A 16727-nucleotide genomic window follows, 5' to 3' on the forward strand; every position below is an offset into this window, starting at 1 on the left:
CAGGTCCGTTTTGATGTCTGCTTTGATGCATGTCATTATCCAGAACCGCTGCGCACTTATGGGCGACATGCATTGGCGGATGCTCTTAGCAGATGCGGCAACAGAAAACCCCGGCCGCGAACGACCGGGGTTTTGGTCCAGAAATCTGGCCTTGTCTATTTCCTGGCGAGGAGATCGCGAATTTCGGTGAGCAAAGCGACGTCGGCCGGTGGCGGAGCCGCAGGTGCGGCCGGCTTCTCCCGCTCGAGCCGCTTGCGCATGTTGTTCACGGCCTTTACCATCAGGAAGATGATGAAAGCCAGGATGACGAAATTCAGCGCCACGGTGATAAAATTGCCGTAGGCGAACACCGCGCCTTCCTTACGCGCGTCGGCAAGATTGGTCGAATGCACTGTTGATGAGAGGCCTATGAAGTAGTTGGAAAAGTCGACGCCACCAAGTGCGCCGATGAAAGGCATGATGATGTCATTGACAAGAGAATCGACGATCTTGCTGAAGGCCGCGCCGATGATGACGCCGACCGCAAGGTCCATCACATTTCCTTTGGAAATGAATTCCTGGAATTCTTTCAGCATACGACCCTCCTTGTCATGACGGACCGCGCTGCCGCCGTCCCTCCGGCGTCGGCCCGTGCGCACCATAACAAAAACCTGCGGCTGCAACAGAAGCAAAAGCTGGAAAACACCGCTTTCTCCTTACCTTGGTTCACGGTTCGACAGGGCGGCGTCGCGACCATGCGCCGAAAGCCGCGATGGACTTGACCTTAGAGCTGTGATTGCCTCTGGGCAGGCCGGGGTGAAAGCTGGCCGAGGAGGATTTTCGGGCCGTGCAGGGCTGGTTCATCGTCATCATTGCCGTCGCCTATGTGACGCTGCTGTTCGCCATCGCCAGCCTTGGCGACCGGCGGTCGACGGCGTCGGGACCCGGCCACGCCCGGCCCTTCATCTATGCGCTCAGCCTCGCCATCTACTGCACCTCCTGGACCTTTTTCGGCTCGGTCGGCCTGTCCTCCGAGCGCGGCCTCGAATTTTTGGGCATCTACACCGGGCCGGTGCTGGTGTTCGTGTTCGGCTTTCCGCTGCTCAATCGCATCGTGCGGCTGGCCAAGAGCGAGAAGATCACCTCGATCGCCGACTTCCTCGGCGCGCGCTACGGCAAGAGCTTTGCCGTCTCGGCGATCGCCACGCTGATCGCCACCATCGGCGCGGTGCCCTATATCGCACTGCAATTGAAGGCGATCTCCGGTTCGGTCGGCCTGATGGTCGAGCATTATACGGGATCGCCGCCCTCCTTCGATCCCTTCGTCAGCGACATCTCGCTGGTGGTGGCCATGCTCTTGGCGCTGTTTGCGGTGCTGTTCGGCACCCGCCATGCCGACGCCACCGAGCACCAGGACGGGCTGGTGCTGGCGGTGGCGGTCGAAACCGTGGTCAAGCTCGCCGCCTTCCTGGCGATCGGCCTGATGGTCACCTTCCTGATCTTCGGTGGCCTGGGCGACATGATCGACAAGCTGGCCGAAAACAGCCAGGTGCGGCAAGCCATGGGCTACAACACCTCGCTCGCCACCTGGCTGGTGCTGACTTGCCTGAGCGGCTTTGCCATCATCATGCTGCCGCGCCAGTTCTACGTCACCATCGTCGAGAACCGCGGCGAGGCCGAACTGCGCACCGCGACCTGGGTGTTTCCGCTCTATCTCGTGGCGATAAACCTGTTCGTGCTGCCGATCGCCTTCGCCGGCCTGGCGCTGGTCGGCGCCAAAACCACCAGTGACCTCTATGTGCTGGCGCTGCCCTTGTTCGGCGGCCATGACTTCCTCGCCATGGCCGCCTTCATCGGTGGGCTGTCGGCGGCGACCGCCATGGTGATCGTCGAAAGCGTGGCGCTGTCGATCATGATCTCCAACGACCTCGTCATCCCGCTGTTCGTGCGCCGCCTGCTCAAGACCACGACCTCTGAGAATGAGGATTGGTCGACGCTGATCCTCAACGTGCGGCGCGGCGCCATCTTCATCCTATTGTTCATCGCCTTCCTCTACTACCGCGAAAGCACCAACTCGGCGCGGCTGTCGTCGATCGGCCTGATGTCGTTCGCGGCAATCGCCCAATTCGCGCCGGCGCTGATCGGCGGGCTGATCTGGCGCGGCGCCAATGGCCGCGGCGCGGCCCTTGGCATGGTCGCCGGCATCCTCGTCTGGGGCTATACGCTGCTTTTGCCGTCGCTCTCGGCAGCCGACGCGGACATCGTCGTGCAGGGGTTGTTCGGTTTCGAGGCGCTGCGGCCGCAGGCTCTGTTCGGCACCGTCGCCGAACCGTTGAACCACGGCGTGCTCTGGAGCCTGTCGGTCAACACGCTGTTCTTCGTGCTCGGCTCGCTGTCGCGCGCGTCAGTGCCGCTGGAGCGGATCCAGGCGTCGATCTTCGTGCCGCGCGAATCCGGCCCGATGCCCAGCCTGCGCCGCTTCCGCACCGCCATCACCGTCAACGTGCTGAAAGACACCATCTCGCGCTACCTCGGCGTCGAGCGCACCGAGCGCTCCTTCCAATCCTTCGAGAAAAGCAATGGCGTCTCGCTGCACGGCAATGAGCAGGCCAGCATGGATGTCATCCGCTTTTCCGAGCAGCTGCTGGCGAGCGCGGTCGGCTCGTCTTCGGCGCGGCTGATCCTGTCGCTGCTGTTTCGCCGCAACGACCGCGAGTCCAAGGACGCCTTTCGCCTGCTCGACGACGCCACCGAAGCGCTGCAGCACAATCGCGACCTGCTGCAGATCGCGCTCGACCAGATGGAGCAGGGCATCACCGTATTCGACCGCGATTTTCGTCTGATCTGCTGGAACAGACAATATCGCGCGCTGTTCGACCTGCCCGACGAGATGGGCCAGGTCGGCGTCTCGCTCGACCGCATCCTGCGCCACCTCGCCGAGCGCGGCGATATTCCGGCCGACCAGCGCGTGGCGATGCTCAACCGGCTGACCAGTTTCGTCAGCCCGTGGCAGATGGAGTTGAAGACCAGCGGCCGCATCCTCGAACTGCGCTCAAACCCGATGCCGGACGGCGGAATCGTCGCCACCTATGCCGACATATCAGGACGCGTCGAACAGGATTTGGCGCTGAAGCGGGCCAATGAATCGCTGGAGCAGCGGGTCAAGACGCGCACCATCGAACTGACTAGAGTCAACGAGGAGTTGACCCGGGTCAATGAGGAGCTGGCGCAGGCGCAGATGCTGGCCGAGGAGGCTAATCTGGGCAAGACGCGCTTCCTCGCCGCCGCCGGCCACGACATCCTGCAGCCTTTGAACGCCGCCCGTCTCTACTGCTCGTCGCTGATCGAAAAAGCCGGCAAGGGGCCGGCGGGCAAGGCTGCCGTCAACATCGAATCCTCGCTCGAATCGGTCGAGACGATCCTGGGCGCCGTGCTCGACATTTCGCGCCTCGACGCCGGCGCAATGAAGCCGGACGACAGCGCCTTCCGCCTGGACGGGCTGCTGCGCCAGATCGGCAATGATTTTCAGCCGCTCGCCGCCGAAAAGAAACTCGATCTGACGATCATAGCCTCGTCGCTCAGCGTGTTGACGGACCGCAACCTGCTGCGCCGGCTGATCCAGAATCTGGTCTCCAACGCCATCAAATACACCCCCCATGGCCGCATCCTGGTCGGCGTGCGACGGCGCGGCGAACTCGCCGAAATCCAGGTGATCGACACTGGCATCGGCATTGCCGGCGACAAGCTGAACACGGTCTTCAACGAGTTCACCCGGCTGGACGAAGGCGTGCGCGAGGCCGAAGGTCTCGGCCTTGGCCTGTCCATCGTCGACCGCATCGCGCGGGTGCTGCGGCTCGAGATCCAGATCTTTTCCAACCCGGGCAAGGGTACGCGCTTTTCCGTTATCCTGCCGGTTGCGGCGGTTGAGGCGCCGCGGCGCGAGGTCGAGCCGAAGGCGCCTGCCCGCACCGCGAATTCGCTGGCCGGCCTGCGCGTCATGTGCATCGACAACGACGCCCGCATCCTCGACGGCATGCGGCTTCTGCTCGAGGGCTGGGGCTGCAGCATCGGCACGTTTTCGGGTTCGGAGGATTTTGGCAGGGCCGATCGTCCCGACATCGTGCTTGCCGACTATCATCTCGATGGCAGAAGCGGCCTCGACATCATCGCCCGCCTGCGTGACATCCATGGTTCCGACCTGCCGGCCGTGCTGGTCACCGCCGACCGCTCCACCGAGGTCCGTGCCGCTGCCGCCGCGCTCGACGTGCCGGTGATCAACAAGCCGCTGAAGCCGGCGGTGCTGCGTTCGATGATGGCAAGGGTCAGGCCGCTGGCGTCGGCGGCCGAGTAGAGTATCTATCTTTTTGTTTTACGCAATTCCCAAGGGAAAGCGCTACGCACTTTTCCTGGAATAGCTTTAGCCCGCCGGCTGCAGCGGATCGCTGCCGATCTTGGACAGCTGGATCACCGCCTGGGTGCGGCTGTCGACGCCGAGCTTCTGCAGGATGGCCGAAACATGCGCCTTGACCGTCGCTTCGGAGACGCTGAGCTCGTAGGCGATCTGCTTGTTGAGCAGGCCTTCGGCAAGCATGCCGAGGACACGCGTCTGCTGCGGTGTCAGCGCCTGCAGCCGCTTGATCAGGTCGGATATTTCGGGGTCGCGCTCGACGCCGAGGTCGATGCCGACGGGTGCTGCGATGTCGCCGGCCAGCACCGTCTGCACGGCGCTGCGGATTTCCTCCATGCTGGCCGATTTGGAGATGAAGCCGGACGCGCCGAGATCGAGCGCGCGCCGGATGGTCACCGGGTCGTCATGTGCCGACACCACCACCAGCGGCACCGCCGGGTGGATGCCGCGCAGCGCGATCAGACCGGACAGGCCGCTGGCGCCCGGCATCGACAGGTCGAGCAGCACCAGGTCGACATCCTCATTGGCCACGACCAGGACCTTGGCGCTTTCGAAATCGCCGGCCTCGTGAATGGCTGCGACATCACCAACGCCGGCAAGCGCCTCTTTCAGCGCGCCGCGGAAAAGCGGATGGTCGTCGGCGATGACGAAGGTGTAACCCGACGGCAAATGTTCCTCCCCAAATCCCTTATTGATTATCGGCTTTTACGGGGACCGGACGATTATGCGGCGAAGCGCTTTGTCTTCATGCGGCAATGGCCGGACGGGGCATTCCCCGCCGGGCAGTTCAGGTCTTTTGCGAATTGAGATTGGCGCCGTCATCCTTGTCCATTTCCTTGACGATGCCCATGAAGCCGCGCAGCATGCGCTCCATATAGCTCATCGTCTTGTCGAAATCCTCCTCGCTCGGCAGCTTCGATTCGAGGCGGGCGGACAGCGAGTTCTCGAGCTTGGCGACGCGTTCGTCCATTGCCTTCATCGAGGCCTGCAAACGGTCGACTTCGTCCTGGAAGGCGGCGCGTTCGTCGGCGGCCATCTTGCAGACGAGCTGGCCGGAGCGCTCCTCGCAGATCGACATGGCGCCGGTCCGGGTGTCCATGCGGACATAACCGTTGGCGGATTTTTCCAGCCGGTAGCGGTCGGTCTCTTCGGACCAGGCCGATGCCGCAACCAGCGAGACCAGTGCGGCGGGGATCAGTATGTGCTGCAGACGCATGTTCCATCCTCCACGAGCCAGTATGCGCAACCTATCACAGCTTTGCGCCGTAAATGCGGACGAGTTGCCCTTCCCCGCATGATCGGTTCGGATTATAGCGCAACCATGTCTCAGATTATCTACAAGATCGCGCCCGAAGCGCTTTGGCGCGAGGCCGAGAAAAACGGCCGTTTCACCGGCGCTCCGATCGATATCGCCGACGGCTTCATCCATTTCTCCACCGCTGATCAGGTCAGGGAGACGGCGGCGAAGCATTTCGCCGGCCAGATGGATTTGCTGCTGATCGCCATCGACGGGGCGCTGCTCGGTGACGCGCTGAAATACGAGGTCTCGCGGGGCGGCGCGCTGTTCCCGCATCTCTATGGCGTGCTCGATATGAGCGCCGTGCTGTGGGTGCGGCCACTGCCGCTCGGGGCCGACGGCGCCCATCAATTCCCGGCGCTGGAGGCCGAATGATCGTGTTCGATCGCATCGGCCAGAAACTGCTGTTCACCTTCGATCCGGAAACGGCGCACGGCATGTCGATCGCGGCGCTGCGATGCGGTCTGCCGGTCGGCGCGCGGACGGTGCGCGACGACAGGTTGAAGCTCAGCCTCTGTGGCATCGCTTTCCCCAATCCGCTCGGCATGGCCGCAGGCTACGACAAGAACGCCGAAGTGCCCGACGCGCTGCTTGGCCTCGGCTTCGGCTTTGCCGAAGTCGGCACCGTGACGCCGCTGCCGCAGGCGGGCAATCCGAAGCCGCGCATTTTCCGGCTGACGGAGGATGATGCGGTGATCAACCGCCTGGGCTTCAACAATGAGGGCCACGAGGCGGCGGAAAAACGCCTTGCCGCGCGCCAGGGACGCGGCGGCATTGTCGGCGTCAACATCGGCGCCAACAAGGACAGCGCCGATCGTGTCCGTGACTATGAGTTGGGCGTTTCCCGTTTTGCGAAATACGCCAGCTATCTCACCGTCAACATCTCGTCGCCCAACACGCCCGGCCTGCGCACCATGCAGGCGCGCGAACAGCTCGGCGAACTGTTGTCTCGGGTCATGGCGGTGCGTGCAGCAGCTTCGGCGCAGCCGCCCCTCTTCCTCAAGATCGCGCCCGATCTGGTCGAGGCCGAGCTGGAGGACATCGCCGCCGAAGTCAGCGAGAAGCAGATCGACGGCGTCATCGTCTCCAACACGACGCTGGCGCGGACCGGATTGCGTAGCACAAGCGGCGAGACCGGCGGGCTCTCGGGAAAACCGCTGTTCGAGCGCTCGACCATCGTGCTGGCCAAGATGCGCAAATTGCTCGGGCCGGAGCGCGCCATTATCGGCGTCGGCGGCGTCGATTCCACTGATGCCGCGCTGGAGAAAATCCGCGCCGGCGCCGATCTCGTCCAGCTCTACACCGGCATGATCTATGCCGGGCCGGCGCTGCCGGGGCGCATCCTTGCCGGGATGGTGCGATTTGCCGACAAGGAGCGGCTGAAATCATTGCGCGAACTGCGCGACAGCCGGCTCGATCAGTGGGCTGCCAGGCCGCTCTAAAACGCCGTGCGCAACCGGAGCCGCAGGATGGCCAGCAGGCTGAAGCCGCGCACCAGCAGGAAAACGTGCAGCGCCGCCCACAGGCCGTGATTGCCGAGAGACGGCGCCAAGCTGAACAATGCGGCGCTGAAGGCCAGGAACGACACCAGCATCATGTTGCGCATGTCGCGCGACCAGGTAGCGCCGATGAAGACGCCGTCCATCTGGAAGGCCAGCACGCCGCTCAGCGGTGTCAGTGCCGCCCACGGCAGATAGATGTCGGCAACAGCACGAACATCCGGCGACGTGGTGATCAACGAAATCAGGCCGGCGCCGCCGAGCCAGAAGATCAGCGTGGCGGTTCCGGCGAGGCCGAACCCCCAGAATAAGGTCAGACGTACCGCCCGGCGGAACGCCGTCTCGGCACGTGCGCCGATCGCGCGTCCCGCCAACTGTTCGGCCGCGGTGGCGAAACCGTCGAGAAAATAGCCGGCGACGAGGAAGAAGTTCATCAGCACGGCATTGGCGGCCAGCGTCAGCGTGCCGAACTGCGCGCCCTGGCGGGTGAACAGCGCGAAAGCGGCGAGCAGCGAGAACGAGCGGATCATGATATCGCGGTTGAGCGACAGCATGCGCAGGAAAGCGGGCATGTCGAGCAGGCGATGCCGCGGCAGGCGGGGTGCGGCCCGGAAGCGCCAGACAACGATGGCGAGACCCAGCAGCATGGCCAGACATTCGCCGGTGACGGTCGCCCAGGCCACGCCGGCGACGCCCCAGCCAAGCTTCAGGCCGAGCAGGATGCAAAGCACGATGTTGATGCCGTTGAGCACCGCCTGCAGCATCAGCCCAAGCCCGCCCTCGCCGCGTCCAAGGACATAGCCGAGGATGGCGTAGTTGATCAGCGTGAAGGGGGCGGCGAGCATTCTGATGTGGATATAGACGCCCATCGCCTCGCCGACGCGCGCTTCGCCGCCGATGAATTTCTGGCCGGCGATGGCAATCAGCGGCGCAAGGACGACAAGCACGATGCCGGCGGCGACCGCGATCAGCACGGCGCGCCAGAACACCGCCTGCTCCTCCAGTTCGTCGCCGCGCCCAAACGCCTGGGCGACGAGGCCGGTGGTACCGGAGCGCAGGAAATTGAAGGTGCTGAAGACCACGTCGAAGACCAGCGCCCCGGCCGCCAGGCCGCCGAGCAGGGCGGCATCGCCGAACTGCCCGACCACCGCCGTGTCGACGATGCCGAGCAGCGGCGTCGTCAGATAGGCGAGCGTCATCGGCACGGCGATGGCGAGCACCGAACGGTTGGTGACGGCGAAGGGTCTCGCGTCGGCTGGGATTGCACCCGTGTCCAGGGGACTGCTGCCTTGCTGATTGCGGCTTGATCGAACAGCCGATGTGCCCCATTTTCCGGCCACCGCGCAATCACTCTTGCCGTGACGGCCAACCGAAATGTTCTTCTGGCGCGAGCCCGCCGGATCCGAGTACTGGTTTTAAGCAATTCCCAAGGGGAAGCGCTACGCGCTTCTCCCGGGAAAACCGCTGCACACTTTTCCTGGAATTGCTTTAGCCATGCCCCTGCAGATCGTCCATCATCCCGACTACGATGCCGGCTTCGCCGTCAATCATCGCTTTCCGATGAGCAAATATCCGCTGCTGATGCAGGCCTTGCATATCAGGGGTCTGATCCATGCGGGGGCGCTGTCGATGCCCGAGCCGGCGCCGGCCTCCTGGCTGAAGCTCGCCCATGCGGCTGATTATGTCGACCAGGTCATCACGTGTTCAGTGCCTGAAAAGATCGAGCGCGAGATCGGCTTTCCCGTGGGACCGCGCGTTTCGCTCAGGGCGCAACTCGCCGCCGGCGGCACGGTGCTGGCGGCGCGACTGGCGCTTATCGATGGCATTGCCTGCAACAGCGCCGGCGGCAGCCACCATGCGCGGCGCGCGCAAGGCGCGGGCTTCTGCACCTTCAACGATGTTGCCGTCGCTTCGCTGGTGCTGCTAGCCGAAGACGCGGTGAAAAACATCCTGATCGTCGATCTCGATGTGCATCAGGGCGACGGCACCGCGGACATCCTGAAAGACGAGCCACGCGCGTTCACCTTTTCCATGCATGGCGAGCGCAATTATCCGGTGCGCAAGATTGCCTCCGATCTCGACGTTGCCCTGCCGGACGGCACCGGCGATGGCGCCTATCTCGAACGGCTGGGTGTCCTCCTGCCGGAGCTCTCGGCCAAGGCGCACTGGGACATCGTCTTCTACAATGCCGGTGTCGACGTGCATGCCGAGGACCGGCTCGGCCGGCTATCGCTCAGCGATGACGGCGTGCGTGCCCGCGACGCCATGGTGATCGGTCATTTCCGCGCGCTGGGCATCCCGGTCTGCGGTGTCATCGGCGGCGGCTATTCGACCGATGTCGCAGCGCTCGCGGCGCGCCACGCCATCCTGTTCGAGGTGGCGTCGGACTTTGCCTGAGTGGCCTTTGGTTTGAGCACAATCTTTTCCGAAAACCGGTTTCCACTTTTCGGGATCGTGGTCCGCTTCACTTCCGGTAGTTCGCGAGCCTGAGCAGGATGAACACCGGCACGACGATCGCGGCGCCGAGCAGGATATAGCCCAAGAAGCGATAGACCGCGTTGAAGCCGAGGTTCCAAAGATCGATGAAGAAACCCTGGATGCGGTAGAAGACGTCCATCGGCGTCCAGCCGAACGCATTCATGACCAGGCCGACCAGGAACGACACGACCAGCAGCTTGACGATCACCCTGACGGGCGAGTCACCGAGAAAGCGCGTCACTGTGGACAAGGGGCCTGCCTCCAGATTGGTGTGCCCGGATTCGGGGTACAAACCCACGAATACGCACTTGCTGCGCCCGCATCAAGGCGGGCGGACGGCGCAATCGGTCGGGTTTCCAACAGCCGTTTCCGAACAGCTGTCCAAGGGCGATTGCCCGAAGCACGCCCATCATGATATCGAGAGGCCGACGCGGGTATGATGTAATGGTAGCTTGTCAGCTTCCCAAGCTGAACGCGAGGGTTCGATTCCCTCTACCCGCTCCAGTTCCTATCCCACTTCCCGCAAGATAAAATCGTGCAGCATCTTGGCTGCCGGCGACAGCACGCGGTTCTTCACCGTGATCAGGCTGTAGGGGCGGACCTCGATGTCGAACTCGGTCTGGACGACATCGATGGCGCCGGCGAGACCGTCGGGGTTCTGGATGAATTTTGCCACCTGGATCGACACCGGGGCGATGGCGTCGGACTGCGCCACCATGACCAGTGTGAGCAGCAGCGACGAGGTGTTGAGGATGCGGTCCGGCAGGGCGATGTTGCGGTTCAGGAAATTGCTCTCCATCGCCTGGCGCAGCGGCGACCCGCCCGACTGGAACACCCAGTCGAAGGCGGCGGTGTCCTCCAGCCTCACCGCCTTCCCATTGTTTAGAGGATGGCCGTTGCTCAGCGGGTGGCCTCGGCGCACGATCAGGCAGGCCTTCTCGACGCCGATGACGCGCGATTCGAACAGGCGCGGATTGAGGTCTTCGGGGACACGGGCGATGATGAAATCATGGCGCGTGGCGATCAGTTCGCGCGCCAGCACATTCGACGTCTCGACCTGCATGGTAATCTCGATGCGCGGATAGAGGCGGCGTATCTCGCGGATCGCCGGGACCGCCAGTTCGATCGCCGGCGCCGTCACCGCGCCAAGGAACACCGAGCCGCCCTTGCCGGCCTTGAGCTCCGATATTTCGCGGTCGGCCTCGCGCATTTCGAGCAGGATCGAGCGCGCGCGCCGGGCCAGCGCCTTGCCGTAAGGGGTGAGTGTGATGCCGCGCGGCAGCCTTTCGCAGAGCTTCACCTCGAGCACCGCTTCCATCTCGGAAATCATGCGCGAGGCCGCCGGCTGCGAGATGTTCATCACCTGGGCGGCAGCACTCACCCGACCGTGATCGTCGAGTGCTGCGATCATGCGCATGTGACGCAGGCTCAAGCCGCTACGCAGAAGTGTCTCGCCATCGCCCGGCAATTCATCGTAACCGCTTGAAATTCCCTGAGGACCTCGTAAAGCCGCCATGCCTTTTCCCGCTTCCGCCACTGTTCCAGCCCGGTTTAGTCATATACCGGTTTTGGTATAGCAACCACCGAAGATCGCATTTGACAGTTATGGCAAAGGGTCACACTTTCGCGCGTCCTCAAGACTTGACGGTCGATGACGAGCAAAATCGTATCGATTTAAATCTGAGGGCCGATTGGGAGGATACCGGAGATCGATTATGACGGCGGCGGCGCTTTGGCGCATCCGCCCGACTGCGCGGCCCGCGAAGCCCCGAGGTGTCGCGTCCATCAACCAGGGAGAGTTTTACGTGAAAATCATCAAGACACTGGCCGCCGTCGCGGCCCTTGGCATCGCTGCCATGACCTACTCGGCGCATGCAGCCGACAAGGGTCTTGTCGGCGTGCTGATGCCGACCAAGACCTCGCAGCGCTGGATCAATGACGGCGATGCCGTCAAGTCCCAGCTCGAAGCTCTCGGCTACACGGTCGACCTGCAGTACGCTCAGGACGACATCCCCAACCAGCTCAGCCAGCTGGAAAACGAAATCACCAAGGGCCCGAAGGCGCTGATCATCGCTTCGATCGACGGCACGACCCTGTCGGACGCGCTGCAGAAGGCCGCTGACGCCGGCGTCGTCGTCGTCGCCTATGACCGCCTGATCAAGAAGACCGCCAATGTCGATTACTACACCACCTTCGACAATTTCGGCGTCGGCGTGATCCAGGCGAACTCGCTGGTCAAGGGCCTCAAGGAGCGCTTCCCGAACACCAAGCCGTGGAACGTCGAACTGTTCGGCGGCTCGCCGGACGACAACAACGCCTTCTTCTTCTACAACGGCGCAATCTCGGTGCTGCAGCCGCTGATCGATGACGGCTCGATCAAGATCAAGTCCGGCCAGACCGGCATGGACAAGGTCGGCACGCTGCGCTGGCTCGCCGCCACCGCCCAGGCGCGCATGGACAACCTGCTGTCGGCCAACTACTCGGACGGCAGCCGCGTCGATGGCGTTCTTTCGCCCTATGACGGCCTGTCGCGCGGCATCACCGCTTCGCTGCGCGCCGTGGGTTACGGCACCGACGCCCAGCCGTGGCCGATCGTGACCGGCCAGGACGCCGAGACTGCTTCGGTCAAGCTGATCATCACGGGCGAGCAATACTCGACCGTGTTCAAGGACACCCGCGAACTGGCCAAGGCCACCGTCGAACTCGTCGACAAGGTGCTCTCGGGCGGCAAGCCGGACGGCCTCGACGAAAAGACCTACAATAACGACGTCAAGGTCGTTCCCTCGATCCTTTTGACGCCGCATGAGGTCGACAAGTCGAACTACCAGGCACTGGTCGTCGACTCCGGCTACATCAAGGCCGACGAACTGAAGTAATCCGTTTAGAAAGACAGGGGTCCTGCGCGACGCAGGACCCCTTTCCGTTCACAAGCGACCCCGGTATTGTTTCTACCGGACTTAGTTTGCGTGCATGTCGTTGTCTCAAACCGCAAGCACTTTGGAGCGACATGCAACAGGAGGAGCTTGCCCTGATGACGACGATTTTGGAGATGCGCGACATCACCAAGACCTTCCCCGGCGTGAAGGCGCTGTCGAACGTCAACCTCAGCGTCGAAGAAGGCGAGATCCACGCCGTGGTTGGCGAGAACGGCGCCGGCAAGTCGACGCTGATGAAAGTTCTGTCGGGCGTCTATCCCGCCGGCACATATGACGGCCAGATCATTTTTCAGGGTCAGGAATGCCAGTTCAAAGGTATCCATGACAGCGAACACAAGGGCATCGTCATCATCCACCAGGAGCTAGCGCTGGTGCCGATGCTGTCGATCACCGAAAATATCTTCCTCGGCAACGAAAACGCCCGATACGGCGTCATCGACTGGGATGCCAACGAGGCGCGCACCGCTGCCCTGTTGAAGAAGGTGGGCCTCAAGGAGGACCCCAAGACACTGATCACCAATATCGGCGTCGGCAAGCAGCAGCTTGTCGAGATCGCCAAGGCGCTGAGCAAGGACGTCAAGCTTTTGATCCTCGATGAGCCGACCGCGTCGCTCAGCGAGAAAGACAGCCAGGCGCTGCTCGATCTTCTGCTCGAATTCAAGCGGCAAGGCATGACCTCGATCCTGATCTCGCACAAGCTCAACGAGATCAACCGGGTCGCCGACAAGGTAACCGTCATCCGTGACGGGCGCACCATCGAGACGTTGGCCAAGAAGGATATCTCCGAAGACCGCATCATCACCTCGATGGTCGGCCGTTCGCTCGACGACCGCTATCCGCCGCGCGAGCCCAAGATCGGCGAAGTCGTGTTCGAGGTGAAGAACTGGTCGGTCTATCACCCGCTCCATGCCGAGCGACAGGTGATCAAGGGCATCGACATCAATGTGCGCAAGGGCGAGGTGGTCGGCATCGCCGGGCTGATGGGCGCCGGCCGCACCGAATTCGCCATGAGCCTGTTCGGCCGCTCCTATGGCCGCCGCATCACCGGCGAAGTGCTGCTCAAGGGCAAGCCGGTCGATGTCTCCTCGGTAAGCAAGGCGGTCCAACACGGCATCGCCTATGTCACCGAGGACCGCAAAACCTACGGCCTCAACCTTATCGACCATATCAAGCATAACATTACGCTGGCCAATCTCGACGGCGTGTCGCGCCACAGCGTGATCGACGACATGCGCGAGCTTGCGGTCGCCAACGACTATCGCAAGAAGACCAATATCCGTGCGTCAAGCGTCTATCAGATGACCGGCAATCTTTCCGGCGGCAACCAGCAGAAGGTGGTGCTGTCGAAATGGTTGTTTGCCGACCCTGACGTGCTGATCCTCGACGAGCCGACACGCGGCATCGATGTCGGCGCCAAATATGAAATCTACACGATCATCGCGCGCCTTGCCTCGGAGGGTAAGGCGATCGTGGTCATCTCCTCGGAAATGCCGGAATTGCTGGGGATTACCGACCGCATCTACGTCATGAACGAAGGGCGCATGGTGGGCGAAATGCCGGCGGCGGAAGCAAGCCAGGAAAAGATAATGCGCGCCATCGTCCGGGGAGAAGGAAAAGCAGCATGAGCACCGAAAGCGCCCCCGCCCCGCAGGGCAACGTCGCCGACGAACAGCGCCCGCGCATCGCCGTCTCGGCGCTGGCGACGAATTTGCGCGAATACGGGCTGATCATAGCGCTGATCGTCATCATGCTGTTCTTCCAGTTCACCACGTCGGGGACGTTGTTCAAGCCGGTCAACCTCAGCAATCTGGTGCAGCAGAACTCCTTCATCATCGTGATGGCGCTGGGAATGCTGCTGGTGATCGTATCGGGCTATATCGACCTCAGCGTCGGATCGGTCGCCGGTTTCATTGGCGCGCTGGCGGCAAACATGATGGTCATCTGGCAACTCGGACCGCTGAGCAATCCGCTGGTGGTTTCGATCGTCTGCCTGGTCGCGGGTGGCCTGATCGGCGCCGCGCAAGGGTATTGGATCGCCTATCACCGGATACCGAGCTTCATTGTCACGCTGGCCGGCATGCTGATCTTCCGCGGCATTTGCCAGGCGTTGCTTGGCGGCGGCTCGTCGGTGGGTCCGCTTCCCGACGACTTCAAGATGCTCAGCTCCGGCTTCATCCCGGATGTGATCGGCCCACTGACGCTCGTCCCGCCGGTCGTGAACGCAGCCGGCAAGACCATCATGGGCAGCGGCGTGACCCTGCACATGACGACGGTCGTGCTGGGGCTGATCGCCGTGCTCGCCTATGCCTATTTCGGGGTCCGCACCCGGCGCAAACGAGAACGCCATGGTTATGAGGCCGAGCCCTTCACCCTGTTCGTCGTCAAGACGCTGGTCGCCAGCGCGCTGGCGCTGTTCCTGGTCTATGAGTTTGCCAGCTACCGCGGCCTGCCCGTGGTGCTGCTGGTCATGGGCGTGCTGATCACGCTGTTCGTCTTCGTCACCAATCGCATGACCATCGGGAGGCGCATCTACGCCATGGGCGGCAATCCCAAGGCGGCGCAGCTGTCGGGCATCAACACCGAGCGGCTGACGCTGATGGTGTTCATCAATATGGGCGTGCTGTCGGCGCTTGGCGGCCTGATCATCGCGGCTCGTCTCGGCCAGGCGGTGCCGGCGGCGGGTCTCGGCTCGGAGCTCGATGTCATCGCCGCAGTGTTCATCGGCGGCGCCTCGGCGATGGGCGGCGTCGGCCAGGTTATCGGGGCGGTCGTCGGCGGCTTCATCATGGGCGTGATGAACAACGGCATGTCGATCATGGGCGTCAATGTCGACTGGCAGCAGGTGGTCAAAGGCCTGGTGCTGCTCGGCGCCGTGATCTTCGACGTCTACAACAAGAACAAGGCCTGACAAGCTTCAGCGAGGCAAGCAGGAGGCATACGGTCGCGGCGCAGCCGGCAAGTTGTCGGCATAAGAAGTCCCCCGAGGGATGGAGCTCGCGAGCGCAATCCGGACGAAGAGTTCAACCCGTGGCGCGGCGAGGTCCGAGCCGCGCAGGTCAAGGTTTGCCAAGGGGCAACCCGGCCAAGGCACATGAGAGAGGATTTCATCATGCTAATCTCCCAGATCCTCGACGACGCCGAGACCATCCGCGTCGTCGCCCGCAATGGCGGCGGCAAGACCAGGATCATCAACGGCGCCCGCAGCGTCTATTCGCTGGCCATGGAAGCCGCGCGCACCGGAACGGGCCTCGCCGCGCTGATCGAGCGCAAGGGGTTCGGTGAAGCGATAGACCTCGACGCCGTCTACAAGAAGGGCCGGCTGGTGTCGCCGATCAACCATCCCGATCCTGCGCATCTGCATCTGACCGGCACCGGCCTGACCCATCTCGGCTCGGCGGCGACGCGCGATTCCATGCACAAGAAGCTCAGCGATGGCGGCGAGGAGCAGCTTACCGATTCCATGAAGATGTTCCGCATGGGGCTCGAAGGCGGCAAGCCGGCCAAGGGCCAGACCGGCGTGCAGCCGGAATGGTTCTACAAGGGCAACGGCACCATGGCGGTGGCGCCGGGCGCCGCACTGATGTCGCCGGCCTTTGCGCAGGACGCCGGCGAGGAGCCGGAAATCGCCGGCATCTATGTCATCGGCGACGACGGCGCGCCGTTCCGCGTCGGCTTCACGCTGTCGAACGAGTTTTCCGATCATGTTACCGAGCGGGTGAACTATCTGTTCCTGGCACATTCCAAACTGCGCAACGCCTCGTTCGGGCCGGAAATCCTGATCGGCGACCTGCCGGCCGACGTCAGGGGCTCATCGCGAATCTATCGCGACAGCAATTTGCTGTGGGAAAAGCCGTTCCTGTCGGGCGAAGCGAACATGTCGCACACAATCGCCAATCTCGAACATCATCACTTCAAATATTCGGCCTTCCGCCAGCCGGGCGACGTGCATGTGCACATGTTCGGCACGGCGACGCTGTCCTTTGCCGACGGCATCAAGACTCAGGCCGGCGACGTGTTCGAGATCGAGGCCGGGGATTTCGGCCTGCCGCTGCGCAACCCGCTGGAGATTGAGCAGCCGGTTAAGGTGGCGGTGAAGGCGCTTTGAGAGCGTAATCTCCCTCCTTGAGGGG

Annotated in this window: 14 protein-coding genes and 1 tRNA gene; 9 read left to right on the top strand and 6 right to left on the bottom strand. The window is 63.0% G+C overall.

What is annotated here, in order from left to right:
• Window positions 1-155: 155 nt before the first annotated feature.
• Complete coding sequence (gene mscL, locus NKI96_RS15980) at window positions 156-575, bottom strand: large conductance mechanosensitive channel protein MscL (protein ID WP_023681933.1); 420 nt, start codon at window positions 573-575, stop codon at window positions 156-158.
• 251 nt (window positions 576-826) lie between these two features.
• Here mscL and NKI96_RS15985 point away from each other — a divergent pair, with 251 nt between their 5' ends.
• Window positions 827-4330: a PAS domain-containing hybrid sensor histidine kinase/response regulator gene (locus NKI96_RS15985; RefSeq protein ID WP_352805148.1), complete on the top strand. Its 3504-nt coding sequence runs from the start codon at window positions 827-829 to the stop codon at window positions 4328-4330.
• 66 nt (window positions 4331-4396) lie between these two features.
• Here the strand turns inward: NKI96_RS15985 and NKI96_RS15990 are convergent, their stop codons facing one another.
• Together NKI96_RS15990 and NKI96_RS15995 are read right to left on the bottom strand one after the other, a co-directional pair.
• Complete coding sequence (locus NKI96_RS15990; protein ID WP_023669647.1) at window positions 4397-5056, bottom strand: response regulator; 660 nt, start codon at window positions 5054-5056, stop codon at window positions 4397-4399.
• A 118-nt stretch (window positions 5057-5174) separates the two neighbouring features.
• Window positions 5175-5603: a hypothetical protein gene (locus tag NKI96_RS15995; RefSeq protein WP_023740730.1), complete on the bottom strand. Its 429-nt coding sequence runs from the start codon at window positions 5601-5603 to the stop codon at window positions 5175-5177.
• Between the two features lie 105 nt (window positions 5604-5708).
• On the opposite strand from NKI96_RS15995, the gene NKI96_RS16000 reads away from it, so the two are divergent.
• Entirely contained in the window at window positions 5709-6059 is a 351-nt protein-coding gene (locus NKI96_RS16000) for a DUF952 domain-containing protein (RefSeq protein ID WP_023669645.1), read from the top strand.
• Complete coding sequence (locus NKI96_RS16005) at window positions 6056-7126, top strand: quinone-dependent dihydroorotate dehydrogenase (RefSeq protein WP_352805151.1); 1071 nt, start codon at window positions 6056-6058, stop codon at window positions 7124-7126. Before NKI96_RS16000 ends, NKI96_RS16005 begins: the two co-directional genes overlap by 4 nt.
• Here the strand turns inward: NKI96_RS16005 and NKI96_RS16010 are convergent.
• On the bottom strand, window positions 7123-8460 hold the full coding sequence (locus tag NKI96_RS16010; RefSeq protein ID WP_023696686.1) for an MATE family efflux transporter: 1338 nt from the start codon (window positions 8458-8460) through the stop codon (window positions 7123-7125). The two genes, NKI96_RS16005 and NKI96_RS16010, sit on opposite strands and share 4 nt — an antisense overlap.
• Window positions 8461-8677: 217 nt before the next feature.
• On the opposite strand from NKI96_RS16010, the gene NKI96_RS16015 reads away from it, so the two are divergent.
• Window positions 8678-9580, top strand: a complete 903-nt coding sequence (locus NKI96_RS16015) for a histone deacetylase family protein (protein ID WP_023827396.1) — start codon at window positions 8678-8680, stop codon at window positions 9578-9580.
• 67 nt (window positions 9581-9647) lie between these two features.
• Here the strand turns inward: NKI96_RS16015 and NKI96_RS16020 are convergent, their stop codons facing one another.
• Window positions 9648-9911 carry a DUF6460 domain-containing protein gene (locus NKI96_RS16020; RefSeq protein WP_023696688.1) on the bottom strand — a complete coding sequence of 88 codons (264 nt, stop codon included), beginning with the start codon at window positions 9909-9911 and terminating at the stop codon, window positions 9648-9650.
• Between the two features lie 180 nt (window positions 9912-10091).
• On the opposite strand from NKI96_RS16020, the gene NKI96_RS16025 reads away from it, so the two are divergent.
• A tRNA-Gly gene (locus NKI96_RS16025) sits at window positions 10092-10165 on the top strand.
• A gap of 4 nt (window positions 10166-10169) precedes the next feature.
• Here the strand turns inward: NKI96_RS16025 and NKI96_RS16030 are convergent.
• Window positions 10170-11177 carry a LysR family transcriptional regulator gene (locus NKI96_RS16030; protein WP_023681942.1) on the bottom strand — a complete coding sequence of 336 codons (1008 nt, stop codon included), beginning with the start codon at window positions 11175-11177 and terminating at the stop codon, window positions 10170-10172.
• Window positions 11178-11466: 289 nt separating this feature from the next.
• On the opposite strand from NKI96_RS16030, the gene chvE reads away from it, so the two are divergent.
• The 4 genes from chvE (at window position 11467) to araD1 (ending at window position 16702) form a co-directional block, all read left to right on the top strand.
• Window positions 11467-12537, top strand: coding sequence for a multiple monosaccharide ABC transporter substrate-binding protein (gene chvE, locus NKI96_RS16035; RefSeq protein ID WP_023681943.1), 1071 nt, complete (start codon window positions 11467-11469; stop codon window positions 12535-12537).
• Between the two features lie 152 nt (window positions 12538-12689).
• The gene (gene mmsA, locus NKI96_RS16040; RefSeq protein WP_027049369.1) at window positions 12690-14222 is read left to right on the top strand and encodes a multiple monosaccharide ABC transporter ATP-binding protein; all 1533 of its coding nucleotides are present in this window, start codon (window positions 12690-12692) and stop codon (window positions 14220-14222) included.
• Complete coding sequence (mmsB, locus tag NKI96_RS16045) at window positions 14219-15505, top strand: multiple monosaccharide ABC transporter permease (protein WP_352805155.1); 1287 nt, start codon at window positions 14219-14221, stop codon at window positions 15503-15505. Before mmsA ends, mmsB begins: the two co-directional genes overlap by 4 nt.
• 201 nt (window positions 15506-15706) lie before the next feature.
• Window positions 15707-16702 (top strand): AraD1 family protein, encoded by a 996-nt coding sequence (araD1, locus tag NKI96_RS16050; RefSeq protein WP_023669636.1) that lies wholly within the window; start codon window positions 15707-15709, stop codon window positions 16700-16702.
• Window positions 16703-16727: the final 25 nt, after the last annotated feature.

The organism is Mesorhizobium sp. M0292 (assembly GCF_040321695.1).
Classification (GTDB): domain Bacteria; phylum Pseudomonadota; class Alphaproteobacteria; order Rhizobiales; family Rhizobiaceae; genus Mesorhizobium.